Genomic DNA, 18,896 nt, shown 5'->3' with positions numbered 1-18,896 from the left:
ACTAATGAACATTGATTACGCTCAACTGGCGGCACTTTCAGCCATTCTGCGCAATGGCTCCTTCGAAGGGGCCGCGAGCGAGTTAGGTATTACCCAATCGGCTGTGTCCCAGCGCCTCAAGGCGCTTGAAGACCGAGCAGGCACGCCTTTGGTGAAGCGCGGTCAACCCTGCGAAGGCACAGAAACAGGACGCAGACTCGCCGCTCACCTGGATCAGGTAGGTATGCTTGAAAACGCTTTGGCCCGTGACCTGGATGCCCTAACGCCTCGCTCCGCGCGTCTACGAATCGCAGTCACTGCCGACAGTCTTGCCACTTGGGTTTTACCCGCCATCGCCAGAGTACCCGACCTGTTGTTCGATCTGGTGGTCGATGATCAGGACTTCTCTGCTGACTGGCTGCGCCGCGGAGAAGTCGTCGCGGCTGTCACTTCGCACGAAGCGCCGGTCGCCGGTTGCGACAGCCTGCCATTGGGGGATATGGACTACGTCGCCTCCGCAAGCCCCGCCTTTGTCGCGCGCCACTTTCCGGATGGAGTAACAGCCGCAGCCATTTCAAAGGCGCCGATGCTGGTTTTTGACCCCAAGGACCGCCTTCAGCAAATTTGGATGGGCAAGTACCTCGGTGCAGCCCCCACACCACCTAGCCACAGGCTGCCATCCTCGAGCGGGTTCGTGGATGCCTGCCTTCTGGGGTTGGGGTGGGGCATGAATCCGGCGCCTCTCGTGGCTCCGCATTTGGCAAATGGAACACTTGTACCCTTGCTACCCAATGCGCCCCTTGCAACACCCCTGTTCTGGCAATCGACCCGCTTGCTTCGACCGGCACTTGAACCGCTCACACAAGCTATCAAGCAGACCGCCCGCGCCGCGCTGTCTTAGGCATTCGATCGTTTGACAAACAAAGGCAGCAAAACAGCTTTGTGAATCAGCCACGGCAACGCCATGAATACCGCCTGCGCAACAACCGCAAGCCACAAGGCCTCCTGGCCATTCAGCGATGGCCGAACGTAGGTAAATCCGGCAATCAGATACACGTGGATCACAAACATCTGTATCGCCCAAATTCCGCAATATCGCAGCAAAGGCAGGCTGAAGTACCACCTTAAAACGCGAGTCACCCAGCCGGTCCCGCGCATAGACCTTGTCATCGCCACGGTTACGAAGGCCACCACGGCCAAAGTGCGAAGTACATGCACAGGATGCAAATGCATGCGCGGCCAGTTATCCGCCACATCCGCAGGCAAACTTCCAACAGGCGGATAAACAAATGCCCATCTTTGCCCCAACGCGGCAATGGCCGTCACAACAAAAAGCAGCCCAAAGGCACGCGGGCTCAACCCGTTGATCCAATCCAGAACTGCACGAAACTTGTAGCCACAGACAAAGGCAATGCAAAACAGGAACTGCCACGCCACAAGGTCAAAAACGAGGTACCGCTGTCCCCACCCGAAAATTCCACCGCCGTAGTCAAAAAGGCTAACCGCGTAGAGTGCTCCAGACGGCACCAGAAGCAGCCATGGTGCCCGCCAACGCAACAACCACCGCCCCGCCCAAAGCAACGTGAAGCAGACGATGTAAATTGGCAAAATGTCTGAGTATGCACCACCATTCTGCAATACCGCGACCTCGCCCAGCCCGAACAGATAGGCAATCGGCCCTGCTCTCTCCATCAAGATAAAAATCAGGAAAGGCCCCGCTGACAAAAGGTAATACGCATATATTTTGTTGATCCGCTGTCCCAGAAAGGTGCCAAGCCGTTCCGGTGTCCGGAACTTTGTCACATAGAGGATCCCCACAAGCAGGCCGGAAAGAAACACCAGAAACTCGGCATCCAGCAACTGGATAATCCGTGTATGATGCACATCATAAAGGTAGCTCATACCGGGCTGAGCCGCCAAATGCGCCAGCATCATCATAAATAGCAGATGCCCGCGCACCCCGTCCAAAAGATCAAACCGCATCACCGGTCCACCTGTAATCAACCATTAACCAAGATCACTTGACGCTTGGTAAATCATGTAATTACGGCGAAACGGGGGCGCGGACTCCGCGCAACACGGGCAGTGTTACATCTGCGGCACACGCTGGTTGCGGGCGGTTGTGTCTACGACCACCGCCACCCTGCGGGCTCTTGTGTCCGACTTGCGGGCATTGTCGATCCATCGCAGCACGTTGCGGCGATAGGCAGGCGGCGCCGCGTCCCATAGCGCACGCGCACCACCGACGATTGCCAGCGCTTGTGCCAAATCCTCGGGTACTACCAGTTTGTCGACATGAGGAGACGCCCGCCAGAGACCCGCTTCCTTGGCTTCCGTCACCGCCTGCAGCCCGCGAGGACGCATCCATCCATTTTCGATCAGTCGCTCTGCACGTTCGCAGTAGCTTTCCGCCCAGGCGTTCTGCTTCCGCGGCCCGATAAGCTGCATCGTTCGTGCATCGTCCAACGCCATTCGCCGCCCGTCAATCCAGCCAAACGCCACCAGTGCATCCAGCACTTCATCACGGGACACATACGCTGCGCCCTGATGTCGTTTGTAAGTCACAAGCCACAAGCTGCTCCGCCTGCTCGCATTGGCTTCCAACCAGTCCCACAGCATTTGAGAATTCGTAATTTCCACCCGGTCGAACTTGTCCGCGTCCATTCCATCCCTTCCGGTAAACGCATCTAGAACTCATTACGCAGGGTAAGGGAAACCGGACCAAAAAAAATCGACAAAAGCGACAAAAAGCAAAAAACCCAGCGATTTTGACTGGGTTTTCTAGCAGTTCGCCGTGCATTCCGAACTCAGAGTTGCTCCATGACCTCGTCAGAAGCCTCAAAATTCGCAGTAACGCGCTGAACGTCGTCATCATCTTCCAAGGCGTCGATCAGCTTCATCAGCTTCTGCATGCCTTCAAGATCCATTTCGGTAGTCGTGGTCGGCTTCCACACCAGCTTGGTGCTTTCTGATTCACCCAGCGATGCCTCCAGCGCATTGGACACTTCGTTCAGATCCGTATCCTCACACCAGATTATGTGACCTTCCTCAGAGCTTTCCACGTCCTCGGCACCGGCCTCGATGGCGGCCTCAAAGATGCTATCGGCATCGCCCGCTTCCGCGTTGTAGGTCACTTCACCCTTGCGCTCGAACATAAAGCCAACAGACCCGGTTTCGCCAAGGTTGCCACCGTTTTTCGAGAAGGTGGAACGCACAGTCGATGCTGTGCGATTGCGGTTGTCGGTCATAGCCTCGACGATCACTGCGACGCCGTTGGGGCCATAACCCTCATAGCGGATTTCTTCGTAGTCGTCGCCTTCACCTGCCACAGATTTCTTGATCGCGCGTTCGATCACATCCTTGGGGACAGACTGGCTTTTGGCTTCTTTCACGGCCAGACGCAGGCGCGGGTTTTTCTCAGGATCAGGGTCGCCCATCTTGGCAGCCACGGTGATCTCTTTTGCAAGTTTAGAAAACAGCTTCGAGCGCGCAGCGTCCTGACGCCCTTTGCGGTGCTGAATGTTTGCCCATTTACTGTGGCCGGCCATGGATTGCCTCCGGATATCTTGGCTTTTCGCGTGTCAGGGGTCTCTATACGTCAAGGTCCACAAGGGTCGCAACCCGCTTGCTTTATGGGGCGTGCTGGGATTGACTCCGCGCAACAAGATTGCAAGCAGGCACATTTCCATGACCACCGACCAGATCATCCTTTTCAGCCTTTTTGGACTTGTCTTTGCGATGCTTCTCTGGGGCCGCTTCCGGTATGATCTGGTGGCCTTCGCCGCACTTATGGCCGGCGTTGTTCTTGGCGTTGTGCCTACCAAGGATGCCTTTTCCGGCTTCGGCCACCCCGCCACCCTGATTGTGGCTTTGGTTCTTGTGGTCTCGGCCGGGCTCGTGCGCTCCGGCGCCGTCTTCTTGATCACGCGAACTCTGGTGGACAGCGCGCGGTCTCTGGGCGCACACATCGCCATCATTGGCAGCATCGGCGCCGTACTTTCTGCATTTATGAACAACGTGGCCGCCCTTGCGCTCCTGATGCCCGTCGACATCCAGACCGCCCGCAAGGCAGGCCGCAGCCCCGCCAAATCGCTTATGCCGCTTAGCTTCGCCACCATTCTTGGCGGCATGGCCACCTTGATTGGTACCCCACCCAACATCATCATCGCCTCAATCCGCGAGGAAGCCACTGGGGAACCCTTCGGCATGTTCGACTTCGCGCCGGTCGGCGGTATCACCGCGATCGTTGGCCTCGCCTTTGTCGCCTTGATCGGCTGGCGCTTAATCCCCGCACGCGACGACGCCGGAAAAAAAGCCGCTGAAATTGGGCAATACATTGCCGAGCTCACGGTCCCTGCCGAAAGCAGATTGATCGGAAAGCGCCTCGCGGAACTGGAAAGCGACGCCGAAGACGCCGACGTCAATGTGATCGGCCTGATGCGAGACGGCAAACGCCGCTATGGCGCTGCGCGCAACTCAATACTACAGGAAGGCGATGCACTGGTTCTTGAGGCATCGCCGGACGCTCTGGACGAGTTTAGATCCGCCCTCTCCCTTAACTTTTCCGACCAGAAACGCGAGGAGCATCTCAAGGCTGCCGGAGACGGGCTGGACATCATCGAAGTCGTGGTGCCCGACAACGCCCGAATAGCAGGCAAGTCGGCGCAGGCTCTTGGTCTGGCGTGGCGTCAGGGCGCGGTTCTTATGGGGATTTCACGCGAAGGTCGCCGCATCCGGACCCAAATCCGAAAAACGGTTGTGCAACCCGGCGACATTCTCCTGATCCTCGTCCAGAAAAATCGCGGCGCCGACGTCACAGATTGGCTTGGATGTCTGCCGCTCGCTGACCGTGGCCTCGTCGTCACCGCCAACGGCAAAATGTGGCTGGCGATTGGGCTGTTTGTTGGCGCAGTTGCCGCCGCCTCACTGGGCTTGATCTATCTTCCTGTGGCGCTTGGATTGGTGGTCGTGGCTTACGTCTTGGCCAAAATCGTGCCGATCTCGGAACTATACACGCACATCGAATGGCCGGTGGTGGTGCTGCTCGGGTCTATGATCCCGCTGGGCGCTGCGCTGGACAGTTCGGGCGGTACTTCCCTCATCGCAAACGGGTTGGTCGATCTCACATCCGGCCTTCCGGCATGGGCAGTTTTGACGGTCCTGATGCTCGTGACAATGACACTGTCAGACGTTTTGAACAACACTGCGACCACGATCGTCGCCGCGCCTGTCGGCATTCAGATGGCAAATACACTTGGCGTCTCTGCCGACCCGTTTCTGATGGCAGTGGCTGTCGCGGCCAGCTCTGCCTTCCTGACGCCAATAGGCCACAAGAACAATACGCTGATCCTTGGCCCCGGCGGCTACCGCTTTGGCGACTACTGGAGGATGGGGTTGCCGCTGGAAATCCTCGTCGTGGCAGTCTCGATCCCCGCCATCCTCGTGTTCTGGCCAATGTAAGAAAGGGGCAGAGGTGCGTGCACCCTGCCCCATTTAGTCTCACCGACGCTATGCCGTCGTTTTACAGACGACCCCCGGTCATCCGTAAGTTGACACCGTAGTGCCAGCCAGTGCCGCCATATTCATCAAACCGCGAACCGTGATCGAAGGCGTCACAATATGCGCGCGGTTGCCCATTCCCATCAGAATAGGCCCAACCTCCAGACCGTCAGCGACAGACTTCAGAATATTGCGGGTCGCGCCCGCCGCATCCGTGTTTGAATAGACCAACACGTTGGCCTTCCCATTCAAGCGGCCACCCGGGAAAAGTCGGTCGCGCAGCTCTGGATCAAGGGCCGCATCCGTGTGCATTTCCCCTTCGTATTCAAAGTCATGTTCGTACTGGTCCAAAACATCCAATGCACCACGCATCACGCGGCCGGAATGGCTGTCCAGGTTACCAAACTGGCTTCCCGAACACAGCGCAATCTTGGGATCGACCCCGAACCGGCGTACATGGCGCGCTGCCGCAATCACGGTTTCGGCCACTTGCTCCGCAGTCGGTTCAATGTGGATGTGCGTGTCCGCAAGGAACAGAGGTCCTTTGTCGAGAATTATCAGTGACAGTGACCCAACCGGGTGCAACTCCTTGTTTTGCAACATTTCTGTCACGTAACGAAGATGCCAGCGATACTCTCCAAAGGTGCCGCAGATCATGCTATCGGCGTCGCCCCGTTCCACTGCCACAGCAGCAATCGCGGTTGCGTTTGTCCGCAGGATCGCCTTGGCGTTATCCGGGCTGACACCCTTGCGGCGCAGCTTGCTGTGATACGTCGTCCAATAGTCGCGATACCGCTCGTCCTGCTCGGGGTTGATCAATTCGAAATCCACGCCCGGTTTGATTTTGAGCCCTGCCTTTTCAAGGCGGTGCGCAACCACTTCGGGACGCCCGATTAGAACCGGTGTATCAACCGTGTCCTCAAGCATCGCCTGCGCCGTTCTCAGCACCCTCTCATCTTCACCCTCGGCAAAGATGATACGGCGCCGGGACATGCTTGCCGCTTCGTATACAGGCCGCATGATCATCGAAGAACGGAACACCTGAGCGCGCAGTTTTTCCTCGTACGCGTGCAAATCAATCGGCTTGCTCGCGACCTCGCTGTCCATCGCCGCCTTGGCTACAGCAACGGCCACAGTCGGCAGCAGACGCGGATCAAATGGTTTTGGAATCAGATAGTTGGGCCCGAATGTCAGCGTTTCACCACGGTAGGCCACACCCACTTCGGCACTGGTCGTTTCCCGTGCAAGCCCAGCAATCGCCTCAACGCATGCCAGTTTCATCGCATCGTTGATTTCCGTCGCGCCGACATCCAAGGCACCGCGGAAGATGAACGGGAAACACAGCACGTTGTTTACCTGGTTCGGATAGTCGGACCGCCCCGTGGCAATCAGCGCTCCGGGAGCCGCTTCACGGGCTTCTTCCGGCATGATTTCGGGCGTCGGGTTGGCCAGCGCAAAGATGATCGGATCATCCGCCATCTGCTCTACCATTTCCTTCGTTAGAAGCCCCGGACCGGACACCCCTAGGAAAAGGTCTGCGCCTTCCATGGCCTCCATGGTGGTACGCTTGTCAGTCGGTTGTGCAAACTCGGCTTTCTCGGGCGACAGATCATTGCGTTGCGTGTGCACAACACCCTTGCTGTCCAGCATAAGGATGTTTTCGTGCTGGACGCCCATGGTCATCAGCATCTTCAGACAGGCGATTCCTGCTGCGCCCGCTCCCAGCGCGACAACCTTGATTTCCTCGACCTTTTTCTTGGCCACAATCAAAGCGTTGTAGGCAGCCGCGGCTGCAACGATAGCAGTACCGTGCTGGTCATCGTGGAACACCGGAATATTCATCCGCTCTTTGCAAATGCGTTCCACCAGAAAACAGTCAGGCGCTTTGATGTCCTCAAGGTTCACAGCCCCAAAGGTTGGCTCCAGCCGGCACACGAGATCGGCAAGTTTTTCCGGATCAGGCTCGTTCACTTCAATGTCAAAGCAATCAATGCCAGCAAATTTTTTGAATAAGACGGCTTTGCCTTCCATCACGGGCTTACTTGCCTGGGCACCGATATTACCCAAACCAAGCACGGCTGTTCCGTTCGAGATCACCGCGACAAGGTTACCTTTGGATGTATACCTTGTTGCATCTGCGGGGTTCTTCTCGATCTCGACGCAGGCCTCCGCCACGCCGGGGCTGTATGCCCGGCTCAGATCCCGTCCAGTCGCCATTGGCTTGGTCGCACGGATCTCAAGCTTACCCGGCTTTGGAAATTCGTGATAATCCAGCGCCGCCTGACGTGCGCGATCCTGATCCTTGGTGTTGCTCATCTTTCCTCTCCGAAATCCCCTCGCCCGGCGTTACCGCCGCCCCATTCGCTCGGCCATATCCAACATGCGATTGGAAAAGCCCCATTCGTTGTCATACCACCCGAAAACCCGAAGCAACCCGCCTACGGACACCGACGTTTCCGGCCCGCTAAGAACCAAGGATTCGGGCCGCGCCCGAAGATCCGTGCTCACGAGAGGTTTCTCGGTCCAGCCTATCAGATGCGTATTCTCCGCTTCCGCTCGCAAGGCTGAATTAACCGCCTCTACAGAAACGGCTTTTTCGGCCTGAATGGTCAAGTCAATTGCTGATACAGACGCCGTAGGCACGCGGATCGCCCGCGCTTCTACCCGTCCCTTTAGAGCCGGCAAAACCTTATCGATCATGCGTTGCGCAGATGTTGTAGTCGGCACCATAGAAAGCGCGGCCGCGCGGCTACGCGCCAAATCAGCCCGCGGCTTATCCACTGTTGGCTGGCTGCCCGTATAACAGTGCACCGTCGTCATATGCCCGCTGATAAGTCCAAAATTCTGATCAAGTACCCGCAGAAGCGGCGCGAGCGCGTTTGTCGTGCAGGATGCGTTGGAAACGATTTTCTGATCTTGGAGGTCACCCTCGTTGGCCCCCATCACGATTGTCACATCCGCCTCATCGGACGGTCCTGAAATCAACACAGCTCCTGCGCCTGCCGCCAAGCCACGCTCCGCCACGGCTCTGGCACCAGCCATCCCGGTGCATTCCAGAACAACGTCAACATCGCTCAGATCCATTGCGCTCAGGTCTTGCTCGGCATGAAAGGGAATGTGCAAGCCGTCAACGGCAAGCATCCCGTCTTCCGCGATCACCTCTCCTCGGTAAGCGCCAAAAACACTGTCGTATTCAAAAAGGTAGGCACAGGTCTGCAAAGACTCGATATCGTTAATCCCTACGACGTCGAACTGGGAGTGCGCGCCTTGCGCCAGGATGCGCAAAACAGTCCGGCCGATCCGGCCAAACCCGTTGATGAATATCTTGATCTTCGGCGCGCTCATCGCACTGGTCCTTTCCTGAAAGGCCAATTGATAGGGTTTGCAGGCAAAAGACCACCCTTAATGGGGAGCGAAATCGCCGCAGAAGATGGTGTTAGCGCAATCATTCCGCAACGTTTGAACTTCAGAAGACTTTGCCCCTTGCGGTCACGGGCCAAAGACATTCGACAACCCCATTTCGCACCCCGACATACCAGTCGTGGAGATTGCACGTCGGGTCACAATGCCCGGGAACGAGTCGGACTTTGTCGGTCGCTGATAGAACATTGTCCAGGTCGGAGATGGTGCCATGCTCGTCGGACGCTTCAACGTATGTGAGCCCCTCTTTGGTCGCGACCAACGGCAGTCCACTTTCCATGCTCATTGCCTTGAGCCCCGCATCCACAACTGCTTGGCCACGACGCGCCGTGCTCATTACGGAACTCAACACGAACAGCGCGTTTTCCCATGAGCCTTCATCCAACCGTTCGCCATCTTCGTTCAGCAACCGCCCATAGTCAGCGTCCATAAATGCGTAAGACCCGCATTGCAGTTCGCCATAGAGCCCCGAGGCGCTTTCGAATTGGAACGAACCGGTTCCGCCGCCCGTTACAAGGTTGGGGTCAAGTCCAGCATTTCGCAGAGCGTCCAAAACGCGGCGCACGATACCATGCGCAGCTTCCGCGGCGGACTTGCGTTCGTCAAACGTCTCCAGATGCTGCATTGCCCCTTGATAGGCCTGAATACCCACAAAACTCAGACCGTCTGCAATCTCGATCGCTTGCGCAATTTCGACAGCATCCTGCGCACTTGAAACGCCGCATCGACCGGCTCCACAGTCAATCTCGACAAAGGCCTGAAGCTCTGTACCAGCACTCTCTGCAGCAGCTGATAGCTCGCTCACATTGCGTAGGTCATCAATGCAAACACTGACAGTTGCCCCGAGCTTCGGTAGACGCGCCAAGCGCTCAATCATCCTTGGATCGCGCACTTGGTTGCTTATCAGAACATCTGAGATGCCACCTCTCACAAAGGCTTCCGCCTCGCTGACCTTCTGGCAACAAACTCCGGCTGCACCGCCTAGCTCGATTTGCAGCTTTGCGACGTCCACGGACTTATGCATCTTGCCATGAACGCGATGGCGCAGACCATGAGCACGGACAAAGTTTCCCATTTTAGAAATGTTGCGCTCCAACGCATCCAGATCCAGAACAAGCGCAGGTGTGAAAACCTCTTCTTCGGACATGCCAACACGCGCAGGAATATCGTACCCGAGTTCCAGTTCTTCCAACTCAGCCATGTTCGCCACCTCCGTTGCCTGCGGGAACCTTAGCGGAGTTTCATGTGCCGGTTCACGTCCTTGTACAGCAAGTAGCGGAACTTCGCCGGACCACCGGCGTAGCAGGCCTGCGGGCAAAAGGCGCGCAGCCACATATAATCACCGGCTTCAACTTCGACCCAGTCCTGATTAAGTCGATAAACCGCTTTGCCCTCAAGCACATACAACCCATGTTCCATGACATGCGTTTCCAGGAACGGGATCACGCCGCCAGGTTCAAATGTCACGATGTTTACGTGCATGTCGTGGCGCATGTCGTCCGGATCGACAAACCGCGTCGTAGCCCAGCGCCCATCGGTATCAGGCATCGCAATTGGATCAACTTCATGATCGGACGTGACGAAGGCGTCAGGCGCATCGATTCCATCCACAGCTTCATAGGCCTTTCGAATCCAGTGGAACTTGACCGGCGCGGCGCTTTCATTTTTGAGGTGCCATTCCTGTCCCGCCGGAAGATAGGCATATCCGCCCTCGGTCAACTCATGGCGCGACGTGCCAATATGCAAAACCGCTGTCCCTTCCACAACGAACAGCACGCCCTGTGCTTGCGCGTCCAACTCCGGTTTTTCGCTACCGCCACCCGGCGCGACTTCAACGATATAATGCGAAAACGTCTCCGAAAACCCGCTCATTGGACGGGCAATCACCCAGACGCGGGTATCCGTCCAGAACGGCAAGTTCGACGTCACGATGTCTGTCATTGTGCCTTTGGGGATCACCGCAAAACTCTCGGTGAACATGGCCCTATCGGTCAAAAGCTGGGTCTGCGGCGGCAAACCACCCTTGGGTGCAAAATACGACGAACGAGACATTCAGACACTCCTTGAAACACTGGTCTCATCATCCGTTCTAAGGGGCGGAACGCCAGCCCATATCCCCCTGAAGGATTGTTCCACATTTCTTGAAAATGCTCCGGCGTCCTTTCGGCGTTTCCAATAGATTACGCCTCAATCGGATTTATCAATTCTGCTCCCGACGCGCGATTGGAATTCACAGCCCTGTCAACTTGATGAAATGACAAAAGGTCTTCTTCCGCAGCTTTCATCAGGGTCGCAGCCCCGTGTCCCTGCTCACCCAACCAAAGTCCCCAGTCACCTTCGTCAATAACAACAGGCATGCGGTGATGCACCTGTGACATGGTTTGGTTGGCACCTGTTGTCACTATCGCGCAGGTTACTTGTCGAGCCTCCTCGGGCCCCCACTCCTGCCAAACACCAGCCAGTGCCAAAGTTTCGGCGCCGTGAATGTACCACGGCCATCGCGTTCCATCGTCGTCTTTGGTCCATTCATAAAATCCCGTTACGGGGATCAGGCATCGCCGCTCCCGGCAAGCCGTTCGAAACGCAGGCTTCTCTGCAATTGTCTCCGCACGCGCATTGATCAGCAGCGGCCCGTCGGTTGGAGACTTGTACCACTTCGGTAAAAAACCCCAGCGCATTGACACCAAGCGCCGCTCAGTTTCCGCAGCCCCCAACACGACGTGAACCTGAGTGGTTGGACATACGTTGTAGTTTGGCACCGCAGGCAAGTTGTTGGCCGGCACGGCCGAGAACAGCTGCGCCATGGCATCGGTCGGGAGAGTGATCGCAAATCGTCCGCACATTTTTCCAAAATGCCAACCTCGAGCTTGAATGTCACCGCTCAAGCCAATGGGTCCCCCAAACTCTGGCACTCGTGAGCGAGACCTAATATCAATGACTTGAAGTCTCGCGACCGGGGGAAGTTTTGGTGCAAGCGCAACTGCAGGCTATTTTTGCCAAATTGAAGGCCGGCGACTTCGTTTCCGCGGCAAAGCAAGCACGCCAGAGCGTAAAAAAATATCCGAAAGAACCTGCATTCCGGAAGTTTGCCGGCGTCGCGCTACGCCTGTCTGGGAGACCGAAAGAAGCGCTCAAATTTCTTGCGGAGGCAAACAAGGCAACTCCCGGCGATTTGGAAATCCGGCAACATCTGATCGGTACTCTGGTGTCTCTCGACCAAACGGAGAAAGCCAATTCTCTTCTTTCAAAATGGCTGGATGCATCCCCGACAGACGTTCAACTATCGCTGCTTGCCGCAGGCACTCAACTGGAACTTGGATCACTTGAGGCTGCGCTTGGGAACGCTCAACGTGCCATCGCCATCGCTCCGGAAAACACACAAGCCCGTAGCTTTCTGGCCTTGATCCTTTTCGAGATGCGCAACTTCCGAGAGGCTTGCGCTGAGTTTGAGAAGGTCACCTTGGCCGCACCGATGAACGCTGAGGCACACGGAAACTACGGATCTGCCCTGAATGAACTCCACCGGTTCGAAGACGCGACCGCCGCCTTCGGCAAAGCCGTGAAACTCGCGCCTGAAAATGTGGATTACCGCTACAGTTTGGCATTGCTACAGTCGCAACTGGCGCAATTTGAGGCTGCCAAACGGAATTTCCAACGCATTATCAAGACAACGCCTGCTCACGACGACTCGATTTCTTCGCTCGTAGAGATCTCCAGCGAAGACGAAATACCTTCTTTGAGGTTGGTCTGCGAAAAGGCCCTGAAAGACAAAAACCTGTCGGAAGAACAACGTGCTGCGATTGAACTCTCTTTGGCTAAGGCCCTGCTAAAACAGGGTAAAACAGACGCTGCCCTGGAGCAATTTCAAGTGTCCAACGTGCGGCGCGCTCGTGCGCTACCGTATGATCGAAAACGGGCGGATGCCGACTTCAAAGCTGCCCTGAACTGGTCTGAGAAAAACCCCACGTCGTTCGAGAGCCACGCGCAAGCCTCATCGATCACCAAGATTTTTGTGATCGGCATGCCGCGGTCCGGGACAACTCTTGCCGAACTGATGATATCCAATCACTCCAGAGTTCAGGGTTTGGGTGAGTTCGGGATCAACACCCGTTTCGATGACTTTGAAGCGGACCCTATCGCGCTTGCAAGTCACTACGTAAACGAAATGCCAGACTTGCCAGCTGGAACGCAGGCGGTCGTTGACAAGACACCGGGGCAATACGAGACAGCCGGAAAAATCGCAGAGTGTTTCCCAGAGGCCCGCTTTATCAACATCTGCCGTGACCCACGTGAAATTGCCTTCTCTATGTGGCAACGGCATTTGTCAGGATGGCGGACATATTACACTTCGGACATGCGCTGGATTGCGCACGCCTTAAATAACTACCGCAAGTACACTCAACTATGGGAAACTCAGTTGGGCCAGCGTTTTGTGTCGATCAAGTATGCGGATCTTGTGAAAGATCCGGAGGCCGCGACGCGACACCTTGCTTCCTTTTGCGATCTTGAATGGGAGCCAGCAATGGCGCGGCCTGAGACCAATCCACAGTCAGTAGCAACCGCCTCAATCAGCGAAGTGAGAAGCGAAATCCATACCCGTTCACTCGGTAAGTGGCGGGCGCACGCCGACTTGATGCGGCCCCTTGTCGACAACCTTGATCCAGACCTGTGGCCGGACCTCGACTAGCCTTCACCGACCGCCTTTTCGGGCAAGGTCAATGCGCGCCTCCATCATCGACATCTCTTTCATGATCTCAGACCGTTTTGTGCGGTCGCCGGTTTCCCTCAACTCGTCCCTCAGTTTGCTCAGTTCACGCGACAAGGAAACAAATTCAGGCACTGCACCATTTTCCTCCATGAGGCGGTTTATCAGTGCGTTTTCGGGATCGTCATGGCGCGGCAACGGCTTGCCGGAACCTTGCAGGTCGTCGAATTCACCAGCCGCCTCGGCATCCCGGATTTTCTGATTTATCAGATCGATGAGCGGATGATCCATGGCCCCTCACAAAAAACCCCCGCCAGTTTCCTGGCGAGGGCCTAACTCGTCAAGCAAGTTTCCCTACTTCGCAGTAATGCGTCCATCTAGCATCGGCTTGAACGGGCCGTTGGCTGCCAGATATTCGGCAGTCACGTCTGCAAGGTCGGGGCCAAAGTCGTATGCGTTCTGCGCGGCACGGAACATTTTGTAGCCGTCACCACCGTTCCGCACATAGTTGTTGGACACAACGCCATAAACTTTGCCAAGCTCGATTGGCTCACCACCAACCATGACGTCGCTCACGCGGCTACCAACAGGGCGGGTCACGTCAAAGGCATAGGTCATGCCCGCAACCTGAGCAAAGCGGCCGGCGCCCTCCTCGTGCTTCGACACACCGTTCTCCAGCGCAGCCACGATTGCTTCACCGGTAACTTCAAAGGTGGACAGAGTGTTCTGGAACGGCAGAACAGTCAGCACTTCACCCATGGTGATTTCACCTGCGTCGATGGACGCGCGCAAACCGCCCCCGTTCTGAATAGCGATCTGGATACCTTGATCCTTCACGCGGTCTAGCATGGCGTCCGCCACCAGGTTGCCCATTGCGCATTCCATAGCCCGGCAAGAGCCGCGTTCGCCGTCGATGGCCTCGGCTGCTTCTGCAACAACACGGTTTTTCATCTCGTCAATCGGGCCTGCCAATTCGGCAACACGCGCGACGATTTCCGGATCTTCGGCAACCGAAGCATCCAGCAGGATCGTGTCGCCCGTCGCGGACGTCACATTGCCCTCGTCGTCAAAGGTCAGCACCAAATGACCAACGTATTTGGAATAGGCATAGGCCTGTACCACTGGTACGCCTCCAACCATCGTCGGATAGGCCATCGCGCCTTCTTCGGTGTTGGAGAACTTGGTGTGGCTATGGCCTCCTACAACCGCATCGACGCCTTTCACAGCTTCCGCGATTTCCATGTCCTTTTTCACGCCAACGTGGTTCAGCGCGATAATTTTTGTGACACCTTCCGCTGTCAGCGCATCGACATCGGCTTGCAATGATTGGATTTCATCCTGAAAAATCACAGCTTCGCCTGGGCTGGAAGTCTCGGCAGTATCTGTCGCAAGCGCCGAAATGATCCCAATTTTTTCACCACCGACCTCGAGCACGACGTGGTTCTGCACCTTGCCCGCAAGCACGTTGGATTTGCTCACATCAAGGTTGCCGGAAATCACAGGGAAAGACACACCCTCGATCAGCTTCAAAAGGCCTTCCGGACCGTCGTCAAATTCGTGGTTGCCCACGGCCATCGCATCAAAGCCAACCTTCTCGGCCATCTCGATTTCCACGTCGCCTTTGTAGGTCGTGTACATCAGAGAGCCCTGATACTGGTCTCCAGCGTCCAGAACGATCAGGTTTTCATCTGCCAATTGCGCGCGCAACTCGGCAATTTTGGTCGCCACCCGGGCATAGCCGCCAAAGCACTTACCTTCGGCATTGTCCTCTGCTTTGCAGGTTGAGTCGTATTTGTTAATCGGCTCAATCCGGCTGTGTAGGTCATTAATGTGTACGACGTGAAGCTTATACTCTGCGGCGGCCATGCCTGCTGTCACGGCCAGCGCAGCGGCTCCGGTCATCAATCTGGAAATCATGGGAATCCCCCTCTGTTTTTATCATTCAGTCAATATCGTGCAATCTAACCACCTGTGATGTCAAAGGCATAACACCGCCTAGGCAACTTGACCTGACTGCTAGTGCAAGGCATTTGAGCAGCATGCTGATTTTCAAGATCTTCCGTGCCGACGAATGGGCGGCCTTGCGCGCAGATGGCCAAACGGCCGGTGCGCCGATCGATGTAGCTGACGGCTATGTTCATTTTTCAACGTCGGAACAAGTCACCGAGACCGCAGACAAACACTTCGCCGGTGAGGAAGACTTGTTTTTGCTCTGTGTTGAAGCGGCAACTCTGGGCGACGCTCTCAAATGGGAGAAATCCCGAGGCGGCGCGGACTTCCCGCATCTTTATCGGGAATTGCGTCTCTCGGATGTGTCATGGGCGCAGCCCCTTCCGCTGGTAGACGGCAGTCACCAATTTCCGGCTGGAGTGATCACATGACACTGATGCGCTCGATGGAGCAATTGGGCATGAAGGCTCTGCGCAGCGTGGATCCTGAAGTGTCCCACGGATTGGCCATCAAAGCCTTACAACTCGGTTTGGCACATGCCCCCGGAACGATCACATCGCCACGATTGCGCTCGTCTCTTGCTGGACTTGATTTGCCAAATCCGGTGGGAATCGCAGCGGGTTTCGACAAAAACGCAACCGCGCTCAAAGGATTGTCTGTGTCCGGTTTCGGCTTTGCCGAGGTCGGCGCGGCCACCCCGCGAGCGCAACCCGGAAATCCCAAGCCCCGCCTGTTTCGCCTCATGGAAGATAAAGCCGCAATCAATCGCTTCGGCTTTAACAACGACGGCATGGAAGCTATTGCGAAGCGCCTTGCAAACCGCCCCGCACAAGGCGTGATCGGCTTGAACCTCGGAGCCAACAAAGACAGCAACGATCGCGCTGCTGACTTTGCAAAGGTGCTGGCGCATTGTGGTGCACATCTCGATTTTGCGACCGTGAACGTTTCCAGCCCCAACACTGAAAAACTGAGGGATCTGCAAGGCAAGGCGGCACTTTCCGCGCTGCTGGCGGGTGTCATGCAAACGCGCGATAAGCTCGCACGCAAAATTCCGGTCTTCCTGAAAATTGCGCCTGACCTGAGCGATGGAGAACTTTCCGAAATTGCCGAGGTGGCGATTGAAAGCGGTGTTGATGCAGTGATCGCGACGAACACCACATTGTCGCGCGATGGCGTGCTCAATCCGCAAAAATCCGAGGCTGGCGGGCTTTCTGGCAAACCGTTGTTTGAGAAATCTACGCGCGTTCTGGCCCGACTAAGCCAACTGACAGACGGCGAACTGCCTTTGATCGGCGTGGGCGGCGTAAGTTCTGCGGAAGATGCCTACGCAAAAATCTGTGCGGGCGCGTCGGCGGTTCAGGTCTACACCGCTCTGGTCTTTGGCGGGTTCTCGCTCGGTGAGGATATCGTTCGCGGCCTTGACGCGCTTCTGGAACGGGACGGCTTTGCCAATGTGGCCGACGCCATTGGGACCAAGCGGGGGGACTGGCTTTGATCACAATCTGGCACAATCCGCGCTGCACAAAGTCACGGCAAACGCTGGCGCTGATCGAAGGCAAGGGCGACGTCTCCGTTCGCCGCTACCTTGAGGATACGCCTTCGCTGGACGAGCTTGAAAAAATGCGCGTGCGACTAGGTGTTTCGGTCATCGACATGATGCGCCCCAAGGAAAAGCTGTTCAAGGAACTTGGCTTGTCCAAATCCGACGACGAAGCGGTGTTATTGGCAGCTATGGCCGAAAACCCAATCCTGATCGAACGACCTATTGTCATTCACGGAGACAAAGCTGCAATCGGGCGTCCACCTGAGGCAGTTCTGAACATTCTCTGACCGGATTCGTTTGCATCTCCCGGATGTGTCCCGTTCAGGCCAAACGGCCTGAACCTTTCCCCCTTTGCCAAACGGGGCACACTCGCCTATATGCCGCGCATGAGCCAGTCTTCCAGCAATCCGCCCGACCTTCGCCCAGATCTCGCCCGCGCCACCGTGACCGGCGACAGCCGTCCGGGACAGCCGACCATAGGCATGGTGTCGCTGGGCTGCCCGAAGGCACTGGTGGACAGTGAACGCATTCTGACCCGCCTGCGCGCGGAAGGATATGGCGTCTCGCCAGATTACTCAGGCGCGGACGCAGTGATCGTGAACACCTGCGGCTTTCTGGACTCGGCCAAAGCGGAAAGTTTGGAAGCGATCGGCGAAGCCATTCAAGAAAACGGCAAGGTGATTGTGACCGGTTGTCTGGGCGCTGAACCCGAATACATCACCGGCGCGCACCCCAAAGTGCTCGCCGTCACCGGTCCTCATCAATACGAGCAGGTTCTGGACGCCGTCCACGGCGCGGTGCCACCGTCGCCTGATCCTTTTGTAGATTTGCTTCCCGCTTCAGGTGTCAGCCTCACGCCCCGCCACTACAGCTATTTGAAAATCTCGGAAGGCTGTAATCACAAGTGCAAATTCTGCATCATTCCCGACATGCGCGGCAAATTGGCGTCTCGCCCGGTCCACGCGGTGCTGCGCGAGGCAGAAAAGCTGGTTGAAAACGGTGTGCGCGAACTCCTGGTGATTTCACAGGACACATCGGCATATGGTTTGGATCGCAAATACTCGACCCACCCTTGGAAAGACCGCGAAGTACGCAGTCATATCACCGATCTGGCACGCGAACTCGGTCAATTCGACGCTTGGGTGCGCCTGCACTACGTGTACCCCTACCCGCATGTACGCGACCTGGTTCCGCTAATGGCTGATGGCCTGATCTTGCCTTATCTGGACATTCCGTTTCAGCACAGCCACCCGGATACCCTCAAGCGCATGGCCCGGCCTGCGCATACATCCAAAACGCTCACCGAAATCGCGGCATGGCGCGACATCTGTCCGGACATCACTCTGCGTTCGACTTTCATCGTCGGATATCCCGGAGAAACCGAAGCAGAGTTCCAGCATCTTCTCGAGTGGATGGACGAAGCCCAACTCGATCGCGTCGGATGTTTCCAATATGAAAACGTAGACGGAGCCCGCTCCAACGACCTGCCTGACCATGTCCCCGCCGAGGTTAAACAAGAACGCTGGGAGCGTTTCATGGAAAAAGCACAAGCCATTTCCGAAGCCAAGCTTGCGGCAAAGGTTGGCCAGGTGACGGATGTTATTGTGGACGATATCGACGAAGACGGCATCGCGACTTGCAGAACCAAAGCCGATGCGCCTGAAATCGATGGCAACCTTTTCATCGACGAAGACACCGATGGCTTAAAGGTCGGTGACATCGTTTCCGTCGAAGTCGACGAAGCAGGCGAATATGATCTTTGGGGGCGCCGGCTGAGCCAAAACTGATCGCGCAGCGTAT

General features: G+C 56.5%; 17 protein-coding genes. 7 read left to right on the top strand and 10 right to left on the bottom strand.

Features of this window, described 5'->3' with window-relative positions:
• The first annotated feature begins 4 nt into the window (after window positions 1-4).
• Entirely contained in the window at window positions 5-880 is an 876-nt protein-coding gene (locus BXY66_RS04455; RefSeq protein WP_132858961.1) for a LysR family transcriptional regulator ArgP, read from the top strand.
• On the opposite strand, the gene opgC is transcribed toward BXY66_RS04455, so the two are convergent.
• The 3 genes from opgC to BXY66_RS04440 all read right to left on the bottom strand — a co-directional run bounded on the left by opgC (window position 877) and on the right by BXY66_RS04440 (window position 3,527).
• Entirely contained in the window at window positions 877-1,962 is a 1,086-nt protein-coding gene (opgC, locus tag BXY66_RS04450) for an OpgC domain-containing protein (RefSeq protein WP_132858960.1), read from the bottom strand. The two genes, BXY66_RS04455 and opgC, sit on opposite strands and share 4 nt — an antisense overlap.
• A gap of 105 nt (window positions 1,963-2,067) precedes the next feature.
• Window positions 2,068-2,598 carry a YdeI/OmpD-associated family protein gene (locus tag BXY66_RS04445; RefSeq protein WP_165929101.1) on the bottom strand — a complete coding sequence of 177 codons (531 nt, stop codon included), beginning with the start codon at window positions 2,596-2,598 and terminating at the stop codon, window positions 2,068-2,070.
• Between the two features lie 188 nt (window positions 2,599-2,786).
• On the bottom strand, window positions 2,787-3,527 hold the full coding sequence (locus tag BXY66_RS04440; protein WP_132858958.1) for a YebC/PmpR family DNA-binding transcriptional regulator: 741 nt from the start codon (window positions 3,525-3,527) through the stop codon (window positions 2,787-2,789).
• A gap of 139 nt (window positions 3,528-3,666) precedes the next feature.
• On the opposite strand from BXY66_RS04440, the gene BXY66_RS04435 reads away from it, so the two are divergent.
• Entirely contained in the window at window positions 3,667-5,439 is a 1,773-nt protein-coding gene (locus tag BXY66_RS04435; RefSeq protein ID WP_132858957.1) for an SLC13 family permease, read from the top strand.
• 78 nt (window positions 5,440-5,517) lie between these two features.
• On the opposite strand, the gene BXY66_RS04430 is transcribed toward BXY66_RS04435, so the two are convergent.
• The 5 genes from BXY66_RS04430 to BXY66_RS04410 all read right to left on the bottom strand — a co-directional run bounded on the left by BXY66_RS04430 (window position 5,518) and on the right by BXY66_RS04410 (window position 11,741).
• A complete protein-coding gene (locus BXY66_RS04430) occupies window positions 5,518-7,794 on the bottom strand; it encodes an NADP-dependent malic enzyme (RefSeq protein ID WP_132858956.1) in 2,277 nt (758 codons plus the stop codon).
• A 30-nt stretch (window positions 7,795-7,824) separates the two neighbouring features.
• Window positions 7,825-8,823: a type I glyceraldehyde-3-phosphate dehydrogenase gene (locus BXY66_RS04425; RefSeq protein ID WP_132858955.1), complete on the bottom strand. Its 999-nt coding sequence runs from the start codon at window positions 8,821-8,823 to the stop codon at window positions 7,825-7,827.
• Between the two features lie 121 nt (window positions 8,824-8,944).
• A complete protein-coding gene (locus BXY66_RS04420; RefSeq protein ID WP_132858954.1) occupies window positions 8,945-10,099 on the bottom strand; it encodes a DSD1 family PLP-dependent enzyme in 1,155 nt (384 codons plus the stop codon).
• Window positions 10,100-10,128: 29 nt separating this feature from the next.
• Window positions 10,129-10,950, bottom strand: coding sequence for a bifunctional allantoicase/(S)-ureidoglycine aminohydrolase (locus tag BXY66_RS04415; protein WP_132858953.1), 822 nt, complete (start codon window positions 10,948-10,950; stop codon window positions 10,129-10,131).
• 128 nt (window positions 10,951-11,078) lie between these two features.
• Window positions 11,079-11,741 carry an SOS response-associated peptidase gene (locus BXY66_RS04410; protein WP_132860337.1) on the bottom strand — a complete coding sequence of 221 codons (663 nt, stop codon included), beginning with the start codon at window positions 11,739-11,741 and terminating at the stop codon, window positions 11,079-11,081.
• Window positions 11,742-11,866: 125 nt separating this feature from the next.
• Between BXY66_RS04410 and BXY66_RS04405 the strand changes: the two genes are divergently transcribed.
• On the top strand, window positions 11,867-13,585 hold the full coding sequence (locus BXY66_RS04405; protein ID WP_165929100.1) for a tetratricopeptide repeat-containing sulfotransferase family protein: 1,719 nt from the start codon (window positions 11,867-11,869) through the stop codon (window positions 13,583-13,585).
• 3 nt (window positions 13,586-13,588) lie between these two features.
• On the opposite strand, the gene BXY66_RS04400 is transcribed toward BXY66_RS04405, so the two are convergent.
• Window positions 13,589-13,894: a DnaJ family domain-containing protein gene (locus BXY66_RS04400; protein ID WP_132858951.1), complete on the bottom strand. Its 306-nt coding sequence runs from the start codon at window positions 13,892-13,894 to the stop codon at window positions 13,589-13,591.
• 63 nt (window positions 13,895-13,957) lie between these two features.
• A complete protein-coding gene (locus BXY66_RS04395; protein ID WP_132858950.1) occupies window positions 13,958-15,520 on the bottom strand; it encodes a bifunctional metallophosphatase/5'-nucleotidase in 1,563 nt (520 codons plus the stop codon).
• A 122-nt stretch (window positions 15,521-15,642) separates the two neighbouring features.
• On the opposite strand from BXY66_RS04395, the gene BXY66_RS04390 reads away from it, so the two are divergent.
• The 4 genes from BXY66_RS04390 to rimO all read left to right on the top strand — a co-directional run bounded on the left by BXY66_RS04390 (window position 15,643) and on the right by rimO (window position 18,883).
• Window positions 15,643-15,984, top strand: coding sequence for a DUF952 domain-containing protein (locus BXY66_RS04390; RefSeq protein ID WP_132858949.1), 342 nt, complete (start codon window positions 15,643-15,645; stop codon window positions 15,982-15,984).
• Between the two features lie 5 nt (window positions 15,985-15,989).
• Complete coding sequence (locus BXY66_RS04385; protein WP_132860336.1) at window positions 15,990-17,048, top strand: quinone-dependent dihydroorotate dehydrogenase; 1,059 nt, start codon at window positions 15,990-15,992, stop codon at window positions 17,046-17,048.
• Complete coding sequence (arsC, locus tag BXY66_RS04380; RefSeq protein ID WP_132858948.1) at window positions 17,045-17,383, top strand: arsenate reductase (glutaredoxin); 339 nt, start codon at window positions 17,045-17,047, stop codon at window positions 17,381-17,383. Before BXY66_RS04385 ends, arsC begins: the two co-directional genes overlap by 4 nt.
• A 99-nt stretch (window positions 17,384-17,482) precedes the next feature.
• Complete coding sequence (rimO, locus tag BXY66_RS04375) at window positions 17,483-18,883, top strand: 30S ribosomal protein S12 methylthiotransferase RimO (protein WP_132858947.1); 1,401 nt, start codon at window positions 17,483-17,485, stop codon at window positions 18,881-18,883.
• Window positions 18,884-18,896 lie beyond the last annotated feature (13 nt).

Source organism: Shimia isoporae, from assembly GCF_004346865.1.
Taxonomy (GTDB): Bacteria; Pseudomonadota; Alphaproteobacteria; order Rhodobacterales; family Rhodobacteraceae; genus Shimia; species Shimia isoporae.
This window is presented reverse-complemented; position numbering and strand designations above follow the sequence as displayed.